The organism is Stenotrophomonas sp. YJH_SMC_80 (genome assembly GCF_059372495.1).
The window spans coordinates 135,311-152,772 of sequence record NZ_JCAFVP010000009.1 but is presented as its reverse complement, the minus strand read 5'-3'; the positions used below and the strand labels follow the sequence as shown (position 1 = coordinate 152,772).

Sequence of the window (17,462 nt, the reverse complement as noted above, 5' to 3'; positions counted from 1 at the left end):
TTCATCGGTGCCCACCAAGGTGGGCATCTACCGGTCAAGCGGCGTCCTTGTGGTCTGCATCGTCCATGCCGGGGCTGACTCGCCGGCCGATGTCCTTCAGCCGCGCGAGCTGATCCACCATCGACGGTGCATCGTCCAGGCTGCCGGCGAAGGTCCACAGATAGGTCATCACCGCATAGACGTGACCGGGGGTAACGCCATCGGTGGTGGCAAGGCGGCCGATGGTCAGTGCGAACAGGGCTGCTGCCGTCGCGCCGACGGCCAGCACGGCGCCGGCTTCGCGATCGGAGAGCAGGATGCGCAGGCGTGACAGCGTGGTGTAGTGACGGCGCAAAACCGAGGGACTGACCCGGTCCACCAGTCGGATTTCCTGTTCCAGGCGGTTGTTGAGGCGCCCATGCAACTGCTCGTTGCGACGCGCGAACGACGGCAGCAGCAGGAGAGCACCGAACAGCGCGAGGAGAGCGGCTCCACCGACCAGCGGTTCAATTGCGAGCAGCATGACCGCAGCGCCAAACATGGATACCAGTGCGGTGGCGATGATCGGCACGTGCTTTTCAAAGAAGTCGACGAACTCGCGGGCCAGCACCACGCGTGCCGCCGAAGTGGAGGTCGCCTGGCCCAACCGGCGCTGCGCCTGCACTACGCTCACTGCCAGATCGGCATAGATGCGGGTGAACGTCCGGGTATCGACCGCGCGGCGGGCGGCACCGACCAACCAGAACAGCAGCACCACGCCGGCGTAGGAGATGGCATGGCCGATGTTGCCGCTGATGATCGCGTCTACCGCGAAGCCGGCGAACAGCGGATAGGCCAGCAGCAGTGCGTTCTCCAGTGCGACCAGCGAGAACGTGCCGGTGAGCTGCCAGGGATAGGTGCGCAGGATCGCCTTCAGGGTGGCGGCCGCATTCTGCTGGCCGATGCTGCCGGCGGCGGCCGCTGGATCGTGGGGGTGTTTCATGGGATCCCTGGGGGGGTCGGGGGTAGAGTCGACTGTTGGTCGACTGCTCTTTGCGAACTGCTGGAAGAACCCGCGCTTGCGCGCGCAAGTCGACTGACAGTCGACGCCACCCAGGCAGTTCCGGCATTTCGGGCTTTCCAGGGCAGCGATGGCCCTCAACGACGCGCGTGCACCGGCCAGCGGATCTCGAACGCGCTACCACCGCGTTCGGTCGCCCTGCATCGCGCCGTTCCGTGATGGGCCACGGCAATCGCGCGCACCACCGCCAGGCCAAGCCCGGAACCACCACTCTGCCGCGAGCGCGAGACATCGGTGCGCTGGAAGGCTTCGAAAATGCTGTCGCGAAGGTCGTCCGGCACACCGGGACCACCATCCTCAACGGTCACGGTGCAATGGCCTTCGGCCAGCGTGACACGGACCCGCAGTGGGCAGGGGATCGCATGGCGCCGCGCATTCTCCAGTAGCGCCAGCACCGCCTGGCGGATGCGTGCCGGATCGCAGTCGGCCAGTGAAGGCCGTGCCTCCAATGTCACCGAGAAGCCACTCTCGGTCAGCGCCTCGGACATCGCGTCCACCACTGCCGCCACCTGCACGCGGACATCGCTGCGCTGCAGGCGCAGATCCAGGTGACCGCTTTCGGCAAGGCTCACCACGCGCAGGTCTTCGATGATGCGGGTCAGGCCCTCCAGCTGGGTGAGCATGCTGTTGAACTGCTCGGGGCCCGGCTCGAACACGCCTTCGGCGATGCCCTGCAGGCGGCCGCGCAGGATGGTCATCGGCGTGCGCAGTTCGTGTGCGATCGCTGCATTCCAGAACACCCGGTTCTCGGACATCCGGCTGAGCCGCTCGGCCATGGAGTTGAAGTCGCTGACCAGTGTGGCGGCCTCGGTCATCGAGGTGTCGCCGCCGCGCGCACGCGCCTCCAGATCACCGCTGGCGACGCGACGCAGGCTTTCGGCCACTGAGTTCAGCGGGGTGATGATGCGCCGGGTCAGGCGCGAGGCGATCAACGTGGCCAGTGCCACCACCACAGTGGCGGTCAGGCCGATCCACAGCCACTCCAGCCCTGACGGCATGATGGTTTCCGGCTCGTCATACCAGCGGGGATAGAACACCTCCATCAGGTAATAGAACAGGTAGAAACCACTGATCGACAGTACGGTTGAACACAGCGACGCGACCGTGATGGACAGCGTGATCTGGCGCCCGATGCTCTTGCCTTTGCGGTTCATCGGTTCAGTCCAGGAAGCGGTAGCCGACACCGCGGACGGTAGCGGGAATGCCGATGATGCCGACGTCCTCCAGCTTGCGGCGCAGCTTGCTAACGTGGCTGTCCACGGTGCGCTCCTGCGCATCGCCTTCCGGCAGGCAGGTCTGGAGAAGATCCAGCCGGCTGTGCACCATGCGCGGTGCGCGCGCCATGTGCACCAGCAGACGGAACTCGGTGAGTGTGAAATTCAAAGCGTGCACATGGTCATCAGTGCGCACGGTGACCTCATGGCTGCGCAGGTCGATCTCGAACGGGCCCTGCCGGATCAGCCCGTTGGGTTCTTCTGCCATGGGCTTTGCGCTACGGCGCAGCACCGCCTGGATGCGGGCGACGATCTCGGCCGGATTGAAGGGCTTGGCCACATAGTCGTCGGCGCCGACGCGCAGGCCGGTGAGCTTGTCCACGTCCTGGTCCAGTGCGGTGAGCATGATCACCGGGGTGTTGCCGCGCCGGCGCAGCTCACTCAGGACCTGCCAGCCATCCAACTTCGGCATCTGCACGTCCAGCAGCACCAGGTCGGGGCGTAGCTGGCGGTGGCTGGCGAGGGCGGCTTCGCCATCGGCGGCGCGGGCGCTGCGCAACCCGGAGCGGGCCAGGTAGGCGCCGAGAATGTCAGCAATTTCGCCTTCATCCTCGGCAATCAGCACCAGGGGCGCCTGGTGCGTGCGTGCATCGGTCTTCATTGAACGCTGCAGTTTCAAGTGCGAGATGGGGAGTGCCGGCGGCGGTGTCATCGTGGCCGTTCCAGGGTCTGTGCTTCTTCGTGGGCGGCCCAGGCGAGGGTGGCCAGCACCAGCGTGTGCTGCAGGGCGGGCGCCAGCGTTGCGGTCCCGCGCAGGTGCTGTGCGAGCAGGGCCGATACGGCCGCAGGCAGCTTGCTCCACCGTGATTGCATGCCCGTTGCGTCCACCCGGTCCTGCAAGCGGCGGGCCATGCGGACCAGGGCCCACAGGCGCCGGGCAAGCAACGCAGCCACCAGGACCGCCGCTATCCCTGCAGGCATGAGACTCAGGCCAGCGCTGGAGGCGGACCAGGCCGCGAAGCCGATCAGCACCAGCGACGCCAGGGTGCCCGTGCGCGCCGAATGGGCGGGGCCTTCGCTGCGGAAGCACACCAGCGCGGCGGCACCGGCGCCCGCGAGCAGGGGCGGCGCCGGGTTTGCGCTGGCAAGCATCCAGGCGCTGGTCGACGCCATTACCAGTGCAAGCAGCCACGGCGAAGGCGCGCACCAGGCGAGGTAGGCGCGGCGGACATCGATGGGAGGCAGGTCAGGAAACGGGAAGGACACGGCGGGGACGCAGTCGGCGAGGCCGACAAGGCTAGGGGCCGTTGATGGAGACTTGGTCGAGATTGTGTCGAGATTTCGTGGACGCGATCCGTGCCGTTCAGGAGCGGGCCCCGTGCCTGAACGGATGTGCGGCCTCCATGCAATCTCCACAGTGGCTCCAAGAAACATCCACCACCAACTACCAGACTGCGGATTCTGCGGTCACATCCGGTGGCTGCGTGCATGCGAGCCTTCCGATGAACAACCGCAGGACCTGGATCATTGCCGCAATCGTTGCGCTTCTGGCAGGCGGCACCGGCGTGTGGCTGTTCGCCGAAAGTGATGATGCCGCGCTGATCACGGCCCCGGCAAGGGTGGCGGACCTGGAAAAGACCGTGCAGGCCGTTGGCCGGGTCAACCCCAAGGAACTGGTGGCGGTGGGTGCGCAGGTATCGGGCCAGGTCAAGCGCCTGCATGTGGTGCTGGGCCAGCGTGTGCACGCTGGCGACCTGATTGCCGAAGTGGATTCGCAGCCCCAGCGCATCGCCCTGCGCAGCGCCGAAGCGGCTGCCAACACGCTGCGTGCCCAACATGCGGCCAGCCAGGCGCGCTATGCCCAGGCCATCCGCGCGTATGAGCGTCAGTCGCAGCTGGTGGCGTCGCGGCTGGTTTCGCAGGAAGGTTTCGAGTCCGCGCGGGTGGCGCGCGAAGCGGCGCGCTCTGACGTCGCCGCGCTGCAGGCCCAGATCGAGCAGGCGCTGACCCAGGTGGAGACGGCGCGGATCAACCTGGGCTACACCCGCATCGTCTCACCTTCCGACGGCTACATCGTGGCCATCGTCACCAAGGCCGGGCAGACGCTGAACTCGATGCAGACTACGCCGACCATCGTAATGCTGGCACAGATGGACACGATGACGGTTCGCACCGAGATCGCGGAGGCCGACGTGGAGCTGATCGCGCCTGGCCAACCCCTGTGGTTCTCTACGCTGGGGCCGGGCGGACGCCGCTACGAATCGCATCTGCAGCAGCTTGAACCTGCGCCATCGTCGATTGCCGATGTGGCCACCGGCAACATCGGTGGATCGGCGCAGACGCCGAAGGCGGTGTACTACGCCGGGCTGTTTGACGTACCCAATCCGGGCCTGAAACTGAAGCCGTCGATGACGGTGAAGGTGACGATCCAGCTGGCGCGCGCCGCCAACGCGCTGCAGGTGCCGTTGACAGCAGTGTCCGAGAGCGATGACAAGGCGGGCAACCGCGCGACCGTACAGGTGATCGACGCCAAGGGCCGTGCCCGCGAGCGCGCGGTGACGACCGGCCTGCGCACCGCTACTGCGGTGCAGATCCTGTCCGGCCTCAAGGCAGGCGAGAACGTGGTGGTCGGGCAGGCGCCCAGTGGCGCGGAAGCCGAGCCCACCAGCCTGCTGGGGATGTGAGCATGGCCGACGCGCTGCTGGAACTGCATGGCGTATCGCGCGCCTACCGCTCGGCCGCGGGCGAGGTGGTGGTGTTGAAGGACGTGTCGCTGCGCATCGCGGCGGGCGAGTTCATCGCCATCATCGGCCCGTCCGGTTCGGGCAAATCCACGCTGATGAACATTCTGGGCTGCCTGGATCGGCCAACCGAAGGCAGCTACCGGGTGCAGGGCGCAGCAACCGAGCAGATGTCGCCCGATGAACTGGCGCACCTGCGTCGCGAGCATTTCGGTTTCATCTTCCAGCGCTACAACCTGATGGAGAACCTGAGCGCTACCGAGAACGTGGCCCTGCCCGCCGTCTATGCCGGGGTGGAGGCCGATGCGCGCACCACGCGTGCCCGCCTGCTGCTGGAAACGCTTGGCCTGGGCGAGCGGACCGCGAACCGGCCCAGCCAGCTGTCCGGCGGCCAGCAGCAGCGCGTTTCCATTGCGCGTTCGCTGATGAACGGCGGCGCCATCGTGCTGGCCGACGAGCCGACCGGCGCGCTGGATCATGCCAGCGGCAGGCAGGTGATGGTCGAACTCAAGCGCCTGCATGCGCAAGGCCATACCGTGATCCTGGTGACCCATGATGCGGCGATTGCCGCGCACGCTTCACGCGTGATCGAGATCGCAGACGGCCGGGTCGTATCCGACCGTGGTACGGGTGATCCTGCGGTCGCACGCAAGGCCGTCGCGCCCGAGCGCAGCACGGAACCGGGCGCCGAGCGCCGCGCGCGCCTGGATGCGACCAGGGAAGCGGCACGGATGGCGGTACGTTCGATGCTGGCCCATCGCCTGCGCACCTTGCTGACCATGCTGGGCATCATCATCGGCGTGGCTGCGGTGGTGACCGTGGTTGCGTTGGGCAAGGGCGCACAGGCGCAGGTCGAGTCACAGATCAACGAACTGGGTGCCAGTACGCTGGAGATCTTCCCGGGTGCGGATTTCGGCGACCCGCGCTCGGCCGAGATTGAAACGCTGGTCGTGGACGATGCCGATCACCTGGCCGCATTGAGTTACGTAGACAGCGTAAGCCCCAACCTGAGCAGCTCGGTGGCCGCTCTGCAGGGCAACCGGCGCGCCAATACACAGGTCCTTGGCGTGGGCGCTGATCTACCCCGAGTGCGCGGGCTGCGCCTGAAGGCGGGCCGGTTCTTCACCGATGCCGAGGTGGAGGCGCATCGCGCAGTGGGCGTGGTCGACCAGAAGGCGGCCAAGGCATTGTTCAACGGCAATCCGATCGGCGGCACGCTGCTGCTGGGCGGCATGCCGGTGGACGTGATCGGGGTGGTGGGTGCCAGTGCATTCGCAGGCGGCGCGACGCCCACGGTCTACGTGCCTTACACCTCGGCGGCCTCGCGCCTGCTTGGCAGCCAGCGGCTGGAGAGCATCACCGTACGCGTGCGCGATGACGTACCAACCCGTGCAGCTGAGTCCTCGCTGGGTGCGGAACTGCAGCGGCTGCATGGGCGCCGCGATTTCTTCATCTACAACTCGGACCAGATCCGCAAGGCGGTGATGAAGTCCAGCCAGACGATGGCGGCACTGGTTTCGGCGATTGCGGCGGTGGCGCTGGTGGTCGGCGGCGTGGGCGTGATGAACATCATGCTGGTGTCGGTGAAGGAGCGCGTGCGCGAGATCGGTGTGCGGTTGGCGGTGGGGGCTCGGCAGGGCGACATCCTGCGCCAGTTCCTGATCGAGGCCGTATTGATCTGCCTGTTCGGTGGGGTGCTGGGCGTGTTGTCCGCGTTGGGCGTAGGGGCCTTGTCCAGTCTGCTGTCACTGGGCGTGCCGTTCCTGTTCACGCCTGGGCCGGTGCTCGCCGCGCTGGCATGTTCGTCTGCAATCGGGCTGGGTTTCGGCTACTTCCCGGCCCGCAATGCCGCACAGCTGGACCCGATCCAGGCATTGGCGGCGGAGTAGGCTCGCCTGCTATGGCACGTGTAAAGCCGAGCCCACGCTCGGCTACTCTCCGTTCAGACCGCGCTGCGCCCTGCGCCGCGCGCAGCGAGCCGAGCATGGGTTCGGCGCTACAGCGACTCAGCGCGCCTTGCCTTTGATCGCCACGCTTCCTGGCAGCTGCGAATAGCCGCTGTCGCCCCAGTGTCGGGTGATGCGCTGGAAGAACAACGAGTTGGGCACGCGCAGCAGGCAACCGCGCGCGCCTTCGCCACGATCACTCAGCGTGGTGTAGATCAGGTTGATGTCCACCACCTGACCACACAGGCCCGGCTTGTCCACGCTTTCCAGCACTTCGATGGTGTCATTGATGCGGAACGGGCGCGTGGCGACGATCAGGAACGAACAGAACAGGTTGGACAACACGCTCCATGCGGCGAAGAACGCCACCGCACCGACCGCCATGAACCCGGTCAGCGCGGTCCACAGCACCGAGCGCGAAACGCCCAACCGCTCCAGTATCAGCAGCGCGGCCGCCAGATACAGCAGCAAGGCACCGCCGCGGCGCAGGCCCACATGAAGCTCTGGAGCCAGCCTGCCGCGCTGCCGGGCCTGCACCAGCAGCCACGCCAGCGCACGCACCATCACCCATGCGACGCCGAGAATGGCCAGCACCTCCGCCACCGGCACAACCACGGTCAGCCAGTCCTCGATCCAGGCAGGCAATCCGGTCATGGAGGCTACAGCGTCGCCGCGCCGCCAGAAATGGTCAGCAGTGCACCAGAGGTATAACTGGCACTGTCCGAAGCCAGCATCACATAGGCCGATGCCAGTTCGGCTGGCTGCCCGGGGCGGCCGAACGGCGTCTGCGAGCCGAACTGCTCGACCTCCTCGGCGGCCATGCCTGCCGGAATGAACGGCGTCCAGATCGGGCCGGGCAGCACCGCATTGACGCGGATCTGATGCTCGGCCAGCAGGCCCGCCAGCCCCAGCGTCAGGTTGGCCACCGCGCCCTTGGTCGCGGAGTACGGAAGGATGTTCGGGGTCGGCCGCTTGGAATTGACCGATGCGGTGTTGATGATCGCGCCGCCACCGCGCAGGTGCGGGACGCACAACCGGGTCAGATTGAACACGGCATGGACATTGGTATCGAACGTCCGCTTCCAGTCATCCAGGGTGATGTCATCGAAGTGCTCGTAGTAGCGCTGGTAGGCCGCGTTGTTGACCAGGATGTCGAGGCCGTCCAGTTCGCTGGCCACGCGGTCCACGAGCGAGCGCGCCTGTGCCGGGTCGCTGATGTCACAAGGCACCAGCACGGCCTTGCGCCCGGCCTGTTCGATCTGCTGCTGCACATGGCGGGCATCGTCCTGCTCACCATCGAGGAACGCGATGGCAACGTCGGCGCCTTCGCGCGCAAAGGCGATGGCCACGGCTGCGCCGATGCCGCTGTCACCGCCGGTGATCAGTGCCTTCTTGCCCTGCAGCAAGCCATGGCCGCGATAGCTGTTCTCGCCGTGGTCCGGCCGCGGCTGCATCTGCGCGGTCTTGCCGGGGAAGGATTGCTGTTGGGCGGGGAAGGGCGGGCGTGGGTAGTCGGGCAGGGCCATCGTCACTCTCCGTAAGGAAACCGGCGCCAGTCTCCCCCTATACGGGTAAACGGCCGGAGGGCGCGGTGTCGTTGCAGCGTGGACGCCTGCGCGGAGGACTTCACAACGGATGGGCGATCGTGGTCATGATGCTGTTGGCCGGTTGCCGTGAATCCAGCCGCGTGTGCTGCACGATGATCGGCTGGTCGGATTCAACGAGGGTGGCAAAGCCGGTGCCGCGCGGCACCGGCGCCGGATCCTGCAGGTCGTTGAAGCGCAGGTGACAGGTGCGTCGCGCCGGCACGGTGACCCGGTAGGGGCCCACCGGATCACGGTCTTCGAAGTAGAGGGTGAGCGTGACATGCGCGGGCTCGTCGCCGGCATTGAGTACGCAGCAGGTTTCGTGACTCTGCATCTCCGGTGACGGGCCGTTGCTCCAGGCTGGAATGTAGCCCTCGGCGATAGCCCAGCGTCGATGCCCGATGCAGGAAGCGTTCGTTTCCATGACGCCGTTTTAGCTGGAGGGGTGTTGCCATCGTGTCCAGTCCCCGCACGGAATCCGTGATGACCATCGGCTACCACGCATCGCATGAGCAGTTCCCGCCCGCCACCTTGCTGGGCCTGGCGCTGCGCGCCGAACAGGCGGGATTCGAGGCCGTGATGTGCTCGGACCATTTCCACCCATGGACGACTGCGCAAGGGCAGTCCGGCCACAGCTGGGTGTGGGCCGGCGCGCTGGCGGTGCATAGCGCATTGACCCTGGGCATGGTGACCTGCCCGATGCTGCGCCAGCACCCGGCATTGGTGGCACAGGCAGCGGCGACGCTGGAGCAGCTGGCGCCGGGACGGATCTGGCTGGCGCTGGGTACCGGCGAGGCCCTGAACGAGCGCATCACCGGCCAGCCGTGGCCAGCCAAGTGGGAGCGGCAGAAGGCACTGCGCGATGCGGCCGAGGTGATGCGGCGGCTGTGGGGTGGCGAGCAGGTCGACCACGACGGTGGCTTCCAGGTGCGCAAGGCACGCCTGTACAGCCGACCGGCGCTTCCCCTGCCGCTGCTGGGGGCGGCCGTCACCGAGGAAACCGCACGCTGGATGGGGGGCTGGGCCGATGGCCTGATCACCATCAGCCAACCGCTGGCGCAGTTGCGGCGTGTGGTTGCGGCGTTCGAGGAAGGCGGTGGCAGGGGCAAGCCGATGTACCTGCAGGCCAAGCTCTCCTACGCGCGCGCCGAACAGGCGGCGCTGGAAGGTGCGATGGAGCAGTGGAGTGCCAACGTGCTGTCGCCGGAACTGGCCGAAGGCCTGGACCAGCCCGAACAGTTCGAAGCACAGGCCCGATCGGTCAGCGCCGAGGTGGTGCGCCAGCACGTGCATGTCTCGCCAGACCTGGGCCAGCATCGGGCCTGGCTGCAGGAGCTGCAGGGACTGGGGTTCGATCGCATCTACCTGCACAACGTGAACCGCGAGCAGGAACGCTTCATCGACGACTTCGCCGAACACGTGCTGCCCGCGCTGCGCACTCAGGCACCTTCGGCAGCCAGCCACGTATAGCCGTGACCCTGCAGGTAACAGCGGCGACCCTGCAGTTTGGCGCCGTGGCCCACCAGCGTGTTCAGCGGGCCGCGCAGGGGCACGTCCACCTCGACCGGCTCGTCGCCGAAGTTGATCAGTGCCAGTGCCTGATGGGGTGCCTCACCGTAGCGGAGCATCAGCAGCGCAGGTGAGGGCGGGTCGAGCGTGTGAGGACCCTGCTGCAGCACGGGATGTGCATTGCGCTGCTGCAGCAGCTCGCGCACCCGCAGCAGCAGTGAACCTGGCGTCGCGCGTTGCGCCTCGACGTTCACCGTGCGGTAACCGTAGGGGCCGTCTGCCGGTGGCGCGCGCCAGGCATGCCGCGGTTCGTCGGTGAACCCAGCCCCTGGGCCGTTATGCCAGTGCATCGGCATGCGCACGGCATTGCGTTCGGGCAGTTCCAGGCAATCACCGAGGCCGATCTCTTCGCCATAGCGGATCACCGGCACTTGGCCCAGCGACAGCAGCGCCGCCCAGGCCATGGCCTGCCATGCGATGTCGCCCTCCAGCATCGGTGCCAGCCGGCGGCGGATGCCACGGCCATAGATGCGCATGCCACGCTCAGGGGCGAAGCGTTCCATCACCGCTTCGCGCTCATCCGGCTCCAACTGCTCAAGGTCCAGTTCATCATTGTTGCGCAGCCAGGCAATGCGTGTGTCCGGCGGCGCGTGCGGGCCGTACTCGGCCATGACCCGCGCCACTTCGCTGGCATCGCCACGTGCCAGTGCGAGGAAGAAATGATTGTTGAGGTGGAAATCCAGCAGGTGCGAAAGCCGCCGCCCGTGGCACAGGAAGTCACCGTAGTGGGACGCGCGGACATCCGCTTCGCCGATCAGTGGCAGCCCTGGTTGCTGCGCGTCTGCCGTGGCGCGCATCGCCTCCAGCAGCCACAACCCATCGTCGCGCGGGTCGGCGTGGCGGGCGCGCTCGACTATGTACGGAACGGCGTCCACGCGGAAGCCGGCCACGCCGCGCTGCAGCCAGAACGTCATTACCCGCAGCAGTTCCACGCGTACCGGCGCATGGGCCAGGTCGAGGTCTGGCTCGTGCCGGTAGAACATGTGCCGGTTGAACGCGCCGGCCGTGGCATCCCATGTCCAGACAGAGGCCTCGATCGGCGGGAACATCGGCTGCAGGCCGTCGTCAGGCATGTGGTCGCTCCACAGGTACCAGCGGCGCCAGGCCGGGTCGCCCTGCTGTGCGGCGACGAACCACGGGTGCGCGCTGGCGGTGTGCTGCATCACCAGTTCGACGATGATGCCGATGCCGCGCGCGTCGGCCGCATCGACCAGGCGCTGGAAGGCGGTCTCGTCGCCCAGGCGTGGATCGATGCGGTAGTGATCGGTGACATCGTAGCCGCCATCACGGCCGGCGTTGCAGTAGAACGGCAGCAGCCACACATGGCTGATGCCGAGCCACTGCAGGTAGTCCAGCTTTTCGGTGATGCCATCCAGGGTGCCCCAGCCGCGGCCTTGGCTGTCGCGGAACAGATACGGGTCGACCTGGTAGATCGCGCGCAGCGGACGCACCGCCATGGGGCTTCTCCGGCACTGCTCACGGGTGACCAGCCTGCTGTGCGCCGTGGCAGCGGTTCGTGAACCGAATGGCACCGCATCATGACGTGGCATCCACGGCCCATGCATGCCCGGGCGCGCAGAGTGAATGCTCGTCCCGCTGCGCCGAGGAGCCTTTATCCATGCCCCGCCGCAAAACGCTTCGTATTGCGACGTTCAACGTCAACGGCATCGGCACGCGCCTGCCGCAGCTGCTGGACTGGCTGCACAGGGAATCGCCGGACGTGGTTGCCCTGCAGGAGCTGAAGGCCACCGACGCCGCGTTTCCCGCTGCGGCATTGGAAGAGGCCGGCTACGGTGCGCTCTGGCAGGGTGAGGCGCGCTGGAACGGCGTGGCGCTGCTGGCCCGGGGGGCCATGCCGGTCGAGAGCCGCCGCCGATTGCCGGGCGAACCCAAGGATACGCAGAGTCGCTACCTGGAGGCGGCGGTGCACGGCGTCATCGTGGGTGCCCTCTACCTGCCCAACGGCAACCCGCAGCCCGGACCCAAGTTCGACTACAAGCTGCGCTGGATGGAACGCCTGATCCGGCATGCACGCAGCCTGGTCGAGCTGCCGCAGCCGGCGCTGCTGCTGGGTGATTTCAACGTGATTCCCACTGACGCCGATGTCTATGATCCCAAGGCCTGGCGGCGCGATGCGCTGTTCCAGCTCGAGGTTCGCGATGCCTTCGAGCGGCTGCTCGCGCAGGGCTGGACCGATGCGCTGCGGAAGGTGCACGGCGACGCCACGATCTATACCTTCTGGGACTATTTCCGCCAGCATGCCGAGCGCGACCGTGGGCTGCGCATCGATCATCTGCTGTTGAATCCCGTACTGGCGGAACGACTGAAGGATGCGGGCGTCGACCGTTGGGTGCGGCTGCAGGAAAAGGCCAGCGACCACGCACCGGCTTGGGTGACGGTGCGTGCGTGATCAACGCGCGGCAGGGTCTTCGCGTCGCTCCCGACGCACGCGCGCGCGGGTTCGGTACAGGCGGCTGTCCGCCTTCTGGATGGTGTCGGCCACGGGTTCACCGGCCGTGTTGATGGCCGCGCCCATCGAGAACGCGCTGGGCGAAAGCGCGGCGTGGTCCTGGTACCAGTGCTCGAGTTCGCTCAGGCGGCCATTCGCTGGCGCGACCAGCACTACCATGAACTCGTCGCCCCCCAGCCGTACCACGGTCTCGTCCTTGCCCAGCGGCGAGCGCAGGAAGGTGGCGAACTCGACCAGCACGGCATCGCCACGGCGGTGGCCCTGGGTGTCGTTGATGTGCTTGAAATGGTCCAGATCGAACATCACGCAGGCCCAGCGCTCGTCAATCAGTTCATCCAGCCGGTGCAGGTAACGCCGGTTGTAGCACTGCGTGAGCGGATCCTTGAAGGACATGTCGCGCAGCTGCTGCTCCTGCATCCTCAGCGCGGTGACGTCCTGTGCATGCCCCAGCACGTAGGGCGGGCTGGCTTCGTTGTCGAGCACGTTGTGGTACGCCCAGTAGTGGCGCGTACCATCGGCGGCAATCAGCTCGATCACGCCAGCGTCGGTGTGGTTTGCCTGGATCCGGGCGAGGTAGGCCCTGAAGCCTTCGCGTTTTTCCGGCGGCATCAGGTCGCACAGGCTGCGCCCGATCATCTGGCTTTCCTCGAAGCCCAGCGACTGCACCGCCGCCGGATTCACCGAGGTCAATGTGCCGTCCAGCGTGTGGGTGCAGATCAGGCCCAGGCTGTAGTGGAACAGCCGACGGTAGCGGGTTTCGCTCGCTTCCAGCGCGTCCAGCGCGGCTCGTTCGTCCGTGATGTCCTGGATCGCCCCGACCAGGCGCGGATGGCCGTCGACCTGTTGCCGGCTGCCGACCACCCGGGTCCAGATCGCGCGCCCGTCGGCCGTGGTCATCGGCAGCTGTACTTCCCACGATGTCCCCTCGTCGATGCAGCGCTGTACCGCCGCCTGGATGATGTTGCGGCTGTCCTCGCGATAGAACGAGAGTGCGGTCTCCAACGTGGGCGTGAAGTTGCTGCGTACGCCATGCAACTGCTTGGTTTCCCGTGTCCAGCGCACCTCGTTGGTCAGCAGGTCCATCTCCCAGCCGCCTACCCGTGCGGCACGGTTGGTACGCTCCAGGAAGTCCTCACTGCGTTTCAGCTCGCGATGCAGCGCCTTGGCCTGGCCAACCTGCGCCATGAGGGTGCTGCGCTGTTCCAGCACCTGGGTGGTGACCCGAGCCAGATGCACCATCAGTTCGCGCTGGGAGGGTGACAGCACACCGGGCATCGGGTCGAGCAGGCACAGCGTGCCGATGCGTGCGCCGTGCGTCGATCCCAGGGGAATGCCGGCGTAGTGGCGGATGCGCGGCCCACCGGTGACCAGCGGATTGGTGGAAAAGCGTGGGTCCTGGCGCGCATCGGGTATCTCGAACAGCTCGTCCTGGCGTATGGCATGGGTGCAGAAGGAGATCTCGCGGGCGGTCTCGCTGACGCCCTCCAGACCGATGTTGGCCTTGAACCATTGGCGGTCTTCGGCCACCACGGTGATCAGGCCCATGGTCAGGCCGGTCGCGGCGCGGGCCGCGGCGACGATGGCATCGAATACCGGCTCCGGTGGCGTATCCAACAGGTGCAGTCGTTCGATTTCGAGCAGTCGTTCGGCTTCGTCCATGGCGCTTTTCAGGGCTGGGTGGCGAGGGCGGTTGCGGCGGCTGTCTGGCGCTACGCTAGTGCGCGCGCCGTTATGTATCGCCACGGCGGGGTGATGCCGATGTGAGGTGGGCGCGCCGGCTCAGTGCCGTTGGAGCGAGGCCTGCAAGGCGGTGGCCAGTGCAGCGTCTCCGGAGACCAGGTCCTGCCAGCGCAGTGTGATGCCCTTGCGCCGCCCCTTCTCAACCAGCTTGAGGCCCTCAGGGGCCACGGTGAGAGTGTAGGGTTGGCCGTCGATGCGCAGTTCGCGGCGCAGTGGTTTGTCGAGCGGGGTCATCATCGTTTCCTCGCTGGGGCGGAAGCGCGACGTGGCTGGATCGATACGTGACGGTGATCACGGATGTGCCAACGCCAGGGGAAATCAACAGCGCGGGTGATGCCGATGCGGGGCCCGACCACTGGATCCTCCGGCGGCGGCACGCCGTCGCTGGCGATGACAATGCCGTGGTTGCCGGTCACCAGATCAGCGCCGTCGAAGCTGCGGTCCAGCCCGAAGGCCTGCGAGAGCTTGCCGGGCCCGCTGGCCAGATCGTGGTCGCGGCGCGCGGCGGGACGCAGTTCGCGCATGCGCTCCAGGCCCACCAGCGGCTCGATGGCCCGCAGCAGCACCGCCACGCCTTCACCCACTTCGCCGCAGACAACGTTGCTGCCCCAGTGCATGCCGTAAGTGAAGTAGACATACAGGTGGCCGGCCTCGCCGAACATGCTGGCCGTGCGCGGGGTCTGCCCGCGATAGGAGTGTGCGGCCGGATCGACACTGCCCGCGTAGGCTTCGACTTCAACGATGCGACCGGCCCGGCCATCGTCACGGACCAGGAGTTTGTTGAGCAGCTCGGGCGCAACCTCGACGGGCGGGCGCCGATAGAAGCTGCGGGGGAGGATCTGAAGAGAGGCGGGCAACCAATCCGGCACGGTAGAGGCAGGCTCGGGAAAACGGTGATGGCACTGTGGCACCAGACAGGTGAAACGGGCGCAGACGCAGTGTCATTGTCATTCCTGCGCAGGCGGAACGGCCAGTGCCGCGCGGCGGGAGGCATAGACCTCGGGTGTCTGCGGCTTGATGAACAGTGCCACCAGTTCCGGATACTCGCGCTTCACGGCTGATTCAATGCGGGTGATGCACGCCTCGATCTGCGGTGTCTTCCGGTCATCCTCGAACTCGGCGCTGAGCATGGCCACGACCTGTTCAGGGCCCATCTGCATGGTGGTCACGCCATTTGCGCGGCGCAGGTCCGGATCGGTTTCCGCCACGGCCATGATCCGCTCGGCCACGGCCGGGTGGGCCGGCTCACCCACCAGCAGTCCCTTGGTTTCGCGTGCGAGAAGAAAGGCGGTGGCGGCAAGCACGCCGGCGATGCACAGCGACGCCACACCATCAAGCACCGGCATGTCCAGGGCCTGGGCGGCCACGAGCCCGATCAGTGCGAAACCCAGGCCCAGCAGGGCCGCGCTATCTTCCAGCAGCACGGTGAAGGTGGACGGGTCCTTGCTGCGACGGAAGGCTTCGAAGTAGCCCAGTTTGCCCTTGGTACGCCGGAACTCCCGTAGCGCGACCCACCATGAAGCCCCCTCGAACAGGATGGAGATGCCCAGCACGCTGTAGCTCAACGCGTGGTTGGTGGCCGGCTCCGGCCGGCGGATGTGCTGGATGCCCTCGTAGGCCGAAACACCGGCGCCGGCGGCGAACACCAGCAGGGCGACGATGAAGCTCCAGAAGTACAGCTCGCGGCCGTAGCCGAACGGATGCACGGGGTCTGGCGCCTTGCCGGCGCGGCGCAGGCCGTACAAGAGCAGTAGTTCATTCAATGTGTCGACCAGCGAATGCACGCCCTCACTGAGCATGGCCGAGCTGCCGGAGATGCCGGCAGCAATGAACTTGGCGATGGCGATGGCCAGATTGCCCGCGAGGGCGGCGTAGATGACCAGACGGGAACCGGTGGGGGCAGACATCAAGGCAAGGGGGAGGGCAGGTGGATGCCTGATCTTCCGGACGGGCATGTCCCCGGGATGTGCAGGTGTCCGATGTGCCGGGGCCGGGCAGGGGCCCAACTGCCGCTGCGATCAAGCCGGTTAGACGACGGGAATGCGGACGCCAGGCCCTACGCTTGGGTCAGTCGTCGTTGCCGATCCTGTTCGAAGCGACGTCGACTATTTTTCCATGACCTGAAGAGACTTCGATGAATCGCAAACTTTCCTCGCCGATGCCTGACCCTACTCCCCGCTCGAACGGTGGAGAGGTGCCCGTCTGGTACGCCATTATCAGTCTGGCGCTCTGCGCTACCGTCGCATCGATCTCCAGCACCCTGCTGTACATTGCGGGTCGCCCGTTTGTTGCAGTGGCAGGTGCAGCACCGATCGCAAGCTGGGGGCGCCCGGGATACGGGCTGCTGATCGTCATGGGGTTCCTTGCGCTGGCGTCCTGGTACTTCAAGGCAAGCGTGAAGGCCGCACAGAAGGTTCTGCCGGCCCGCTTCTTCATCTGATACAGTCGTTTCGGCCCGGGGTGCCGGCCAGCGGCCGGCACTACCGCTCAATCCGCCATCACGCGCCCAATTGCATCGGCCAGCAGGGCGCGTACCCGTTCCGGTGGCAGGTCGGGATCGCGCACCGCACGCATGGCCAGGCCCTCCACCAGCAAGCGCAGCAGCAGGGTGCGGCGGGCAATCTGCTCTTCGTCCAGAACCCGGCCAAGGCTGGCATCGCGCTGGCGCAGCCAGGCCTGGATGGCGGCGCTGGTCTGCTTGTCATGGGTACGCAGCACACCGGCCAGCTCCGGATCGCGATGGGCTTCGGCATTGATTTCCGCGTACAGCGCAACGCTTGCAATCGCATTGCCGTGAATCGGCAGCACTTCACCGCGCGCCCATTGCTGGTAGCACTCCAGTAGCCCATCGACCAGGTCGGAGCCAGCCGGCATCGCGCTGATCGAGGCCTGGTCGTGACGCAGCTGGCGCTCGATCAGCGCCAGGATCAGGGCGCGCTTGTTGGCGAAATAGCGGTACATCAAGCCTTGGCTGATCTCGGCCTCGGCGGCGATATCGCCGATGGACCCGGCGTGGAATCCACGAGTGATGAAGCACTTCTGGGCGGCGTCCAGAATGCGCCGTCGCTGTGCCTCGGCATGGGCGGCAGCAGGATCTTCGGCGGTGGTTACGGCGGTTTTCGGCGTCATTGCGTGAGGTCAGGGCGTCCAGAGGCGG

General features: G+C 66.7%; 18 protein-coding genes. 5 read left to right on the top strand and 13 right to left on the bottom strand.

The window, feature by feature from the left end; all coding sequences use genetic code 11:
• Positions 1 to 34 precede the first annotated feature (34 nt).
• From AC5P99_RS15405 to AC5P99_RS15390, 4 genes are all read right to left on the bottom strand, one after another.
• Positions 35 to 961 (bottom strand): ABC transporter six-transmembrane domain-containing protein, encoded by a 927-nt coding sequence (locus AC5P99_RS15405; protein WP_059034526.1) that lies wholly within the window; start codon positions 959 to 961, stop codon positions 35 to 37.
• A 155-nt stretch (positions 962 to 1,116) separates the two neighbouring features.
• Positions 1,117 to 2,193, bottom strand: a complete 1,077-nt coding sequence (locus tag AC5P99_RS15400; protein ID WP_495213302.1) for an ATP-binding protein — start codon at positions 2,191 to 2,193, stop codon at positions 1,117 to 1,119.
• A 4-nt stretch (positions 2,194 to 2,197) separates the two neighbouring features.
• Positions 2,198 to 2,914: a response regulator gene (locus AC5P99_RS15395; protein WP_123958618.1), complete on the bottom strand. Its 717-nt coding sequence runs from the start codon at positions 2,912 to 2,914 to the stop codon at positions 2,198 to 2,200.
• Between the two features lie 47 nt (positions 2,915 to 2,961).
• Positions 2,962 to 3,426, bottom strand: coding sequence for a hypothetical protein (locus AC5P99_RS15390; RefSeq protein WP_005413560.1), 465 nt, complete (start codon positions 3,424 to 3,426; stop codon positions 2,962 to 2,964).
• A 329-nt stretch (positions 3,427 to 3,755) separates the two neighbouring features.
• Between AC5P99_RS15390 and AC5P99_RS15385 the strand changes: the two genes are divergently transcribed.
• Positions 3,756 to 4,937: an efflux RND transporter periplasmic adaptor subunit gene (locus AC5P99_RS15385; RefSeq protein ID WP_329752918.1), complete on the top strand. Its 1,182-nt coding sequence runs from the start codon at positions 3,756 to 3,758 to the stop codon at positions 4,935 to 4,937.
• Positions 4,938 to 4,939: 2 nt separating this feature from the next.
• Entirely contained in the window at positions 4,940 to 6,883 is a 1,944-nt protein-coding gene (locus tag AC5P99_RS15380) for a MacB family efflux pump subunit (RefSeq protein WP_329752917.1), read from the top strand.
• Between the two features lie 117 nt (positions 6,884 to 7,000).
• On the opposite strand, the gene AC5P99_RS15375 is transcribed toward AC5P99_RS15380, so the two are convergent.
• The 3 genes from AC5P99_RS15375 to AC5P99_RS15365 form a co-directional block, all read right to left on the bottom strand.
• Positions 7,001 to 7,594: a mechanosensitive ion channel domain-containing protein gene (locus AC5P99_RS15375; protein WP_012480370.1), complete on the bottom strand. Its 594-nt coding sequence runs from the start codon at positions 7,592 to 7,594 to the stop codon at positions 7,001 to 7,003.
• 5 nt (positions 7,595 to 7,599) lie between these two features.
• Entirely contained in the window at positions 7,600 to 8,466 is an 867-nt protein-coding gene (locus AC5P99_RS15370; protein WP_108269817.1) for a glucose 1-dehydrogenase, read from the bottom strand.
• Positions 8,467 to 8,566: 100 nt separating this feature from the next.
• On the bottom strand, positions 8,567 to 8,950 hold the full coding sequence (locus tag AC5P99_RS15365; protein WP_005409793.1) for a sensory rhodopsin transducer: 384 nt from the start codon (positions 8,948 to 8,950) through the stop codon (positions 8,567 to 8,569).
• 59 nt (positions 8,951 to 9,009) lie between these two features.
• On the opposite strand from AC5P99_RS15365, the gene AC5P99_RS15360 reads away from it, so the two are divergent.
• Complete coding sequence (locus AC5P99_RS15360; protein WP_446832092.1) at positions 9,010 to 9,996, top strand: TIGR03885 family FMN-dependent LLM class oxidoreductase; 987 nt, start codon at positions 9,010 to 9,012, stop codon at positions 9,994 to 9,996.
• Here AC5P99_RS15360 and AC5P99_RS15355 read toward each other — a convergent pair.
• On the bottom strand, positions 9,966 to 11,552 hold the full coding sequence (locus tag AC5P99_RS15355; protein ID WP_329752915.1) for an alpha-amylase family glycosyl hydrolase: 1,587 nt from the start codon (positions 11,550 to 11,552) through the stop codon (positions 9,966 to 9,968). The two genes, AC5P99_RS15360 and AC5P99_RS15355, sit on opposite strands and share 31 nt — an antisense overlap.
• A gap of 161 nt (positions 11,553 to 11,713) precedes the next feature.
• Here AC5P99_RS15355 and xth point away from each other — a divergent pair, with 161 nt between their 5' ends.
• A complete protein-coding gene (gene xth, locus AC5P99_RS15350; protein WP_329752914.1) occupies positions 11,714 to 12,505 on the top strand; it encodes an exodeoxyribonuclease III in 792 nt (263 codons plus the stop codon).
• Here xth and AC5P99_RS15345 read toward each other — a convergent pair whose 3' ends face one another.
• The 4 genes from AC5P99_RS15345 to AC5P99_RS15330 all read right to left on the bottom strand — a co-directional run bounded on the left by AC5P99_RS15345 (position 12,506) and on the right by AC5P99_RS15330 (position 16,212).
• Positions 12,506 to 14,224 (bottom strand): sensor domain-containing diguanylate cyclase, encoded by a 1,719-nt coding sequence (locus tag AC5P99_RS15345; RefSeq protein WP_005413551.1) that lies wholly within the window; start codon positions 14,222 to 14,224, stop codon positions 12,506 to 12,508.
• A gap of 120 nt (positions 14,225 to 14,344) precedes the next feature.
• Positions 14,345 to 14,539 (bottom strand): hypothetical protein, encoded by a 195-nt coding sequence (locus AC5P99_RS15340; RefSeq protein ID WP_049450785.1) that lies wholly within the window; start codon positions 14,537 to 14,539, stop codon positions 14,345 to 14,347.
• Positions 14,539 to 15,174 (bottom strand): DNA-3-methyladenine glycosylase, encoded by a 636-nt coding sequence (locus AC5P99_RS15335; protein ID WP_049450784.1) that lies wholly within the window; start codon positions 15,172 to 15,174, stop codon positions 14,539 to 14,541. The genes AC5P99_RS15340 and AC5P99_RS15335 overlap by 1 nt, the downstream gene beginning before the upstream one ends.
• Before the next feature lie 78 nt (positions 15,175 to 15,252).
• Complete coding sequence (locus AC5P99_RS15330; protein ID WP_088436535.1) at positions 15,253 to 16,212, bottom strand: cation diffusion facilitator family transporter; 960 nt, start codon at positions 16,210 to 16,212, stop codon at positions 15,253 to 15,255.
• A gap of 227 nt (positions 16,213 to 16,439) precedes the next feature.
• Between AC5P99_RS15330 and AC5P99_RS15325 the strand changes: the two genes are divergently transcribed.
• Positions 16,440 to 16,745 (top strand): hypothetical protein, encoded by a 306-nt coding sequence (locus tag AC5P99_RS15325; protein ID WP_141097924.1) that lies wholly within the window; start codon positions 16,440 to 16,442, stop codon positions 16,743 to 16,745.
• Positions 16,746 to 16,792: 47 nt separating this feature from the next.
• Here AC5P99_RS15325 and AC5P99_RS15320 read toward each other — a convergent pair whose 3' ends face one another.
• Complete coding sequence (locus AC5P99_RS15320) at positions 16,793 to 17,434, bottom strand: TetR/AcrR family transcriptional regulator (RefSeq protein WP_088436533.1); 642 nt, start codon at positions 17,432 to 17,434, stop codon at positions 16,793 to 16,795.
• Positions 17,435 to 17,462 lie beyond the last annotated feature (28 nt).

What these genes read in the sequence shown, in the direction of transcription:
- AC5P99_RS15405 (WP_059034526.1), bottom strand. Translation starts at nt 961, where the DNA reads ATGAAACACCCCCACGATCCAGCGGCCGCCGCCGGCAGCATCGGCCAG.
- AC5P99_RS15400 (WP_495213302.1), bottom strand. Translation starts at nt 2,193, where the DNA reads ATGAACCGCAAAGGCAAGAGCATCGGGCGCCAGATCACGCTGTCCATC.
- AC5P99_RS15395 (WP_123958618.1), bottom strand. Translation starts at nt 2,914, where the DNA reads ATGAAGACCGATGCACGCACGCACCAGGCGCCCCTGGTGCTGATTGCC.
- AC5P99_RS15390 (WP_005413560.1), bottom strand. Translation starts at nt 3,426, where the DNA reads ATGGCGTCGACCAGCGCCTGGATGCTTGCCAGCGCAAACCCGGCGCCG.
- AC5P99_RS15385 (WP_329752918.1), top strand. Translation starts at nt 3,756, where the DNA reads ATGAACAACCGCAGGACCTGGATCATTGCCGCAATCGTTGCGCTTCTG.
- AC5P99_RS15380 (WP_329752917.1), top strand. Translation starts at nt 4,940, where the DNA reads ATGGCCGACGCGCTGCTGGAACTGCATGGCGTATCGCGCGCCTACCGC.
- AC5P99_RS15375 (WP_012480370.1), bottom strand. Translation starts at nt 7,594, where the DNA reads ATGACCGGATTGCCTGCCTGGATCGAGGACTGGCTGACCGTGGTTGTG.
- AC5P99_RS15370 (WP_108269817.1), bottom strand. Translation starts at nt 8,466, where the DNA reads ATGGCCCTGCCCGACTACCCACGCCCGCCCTTCCCCGCCCAACAGCAA.
- AC5P99_RS15365 (WP_005409793.1), bottom strand. Translation starts at nt 8,950, where the DNA reads ATGGAAACGAACGCTTCCTGCATCGGGCATCGACGCTGGGCTATCGCC.
- AC5P99_RS15360 (WP_446832092.1), top strand. Translation starts at nt 9,010, where the DNA reads ATGACCATCGGCTACCACGCATCGCATGAGCAGTTCCCGCCCGCCACC.
- AC5P99_RS15355 (WP_329752915.1), bottom strand. Translation starts at nt 11,552, where the DNA reads ATGGCGGTGCGTCCGCTGCGCGCGATCTACCAGGTCGACCCGTATCTG.
- xth (WP_329752914.1), top strand. Translation starts at nt 11,714, where the DNA reads ATGCCCCGCCGCAAAACGCTTCGTATTGCGACGTTCAACGTCAACGGC.
- AC5P99_RS15345 (WP_005413551.1), bottom strand. Translation starts at nt 14,224, where the DNA reads ATGGACGAAGCCGAACGACTGCTCGAAATCGAACGACTGCACCTGTTG.
- AC5P99_RS15340 (WP_049450785.1), bottom strand. Translation starts at nt 14,539, where the DNA reads ATGACCCCGCTCGACAAACCACTGCGCCGCGAACTGCGCATCGACGGC.
- AC5P99_RS15330 (WP_088436535.1), bottom strand. Translation starts at nt 16,212, where the DNA reads ATGTCTGCCCCCACCGGTTCCCGTCTGGTCATCTACGCCGCCCTCGCG.
- AC5P99_RS15325 (WP_141097924.1), top strand. Translation starts at nt 16,440, where the DNA reads ATGAATCGCAAACTTTCCTCGCCGATGCCTGACCCTACTCCCCGCTCG.
- AC5P99_RS15320 (WP_088436533.1), bottom strand. Translation starts at nt 17,434, where the DNA reads ATGACGCCGAAAACCGCCGTAACCACCGCCGAAGATCCTGCTGCCGCC.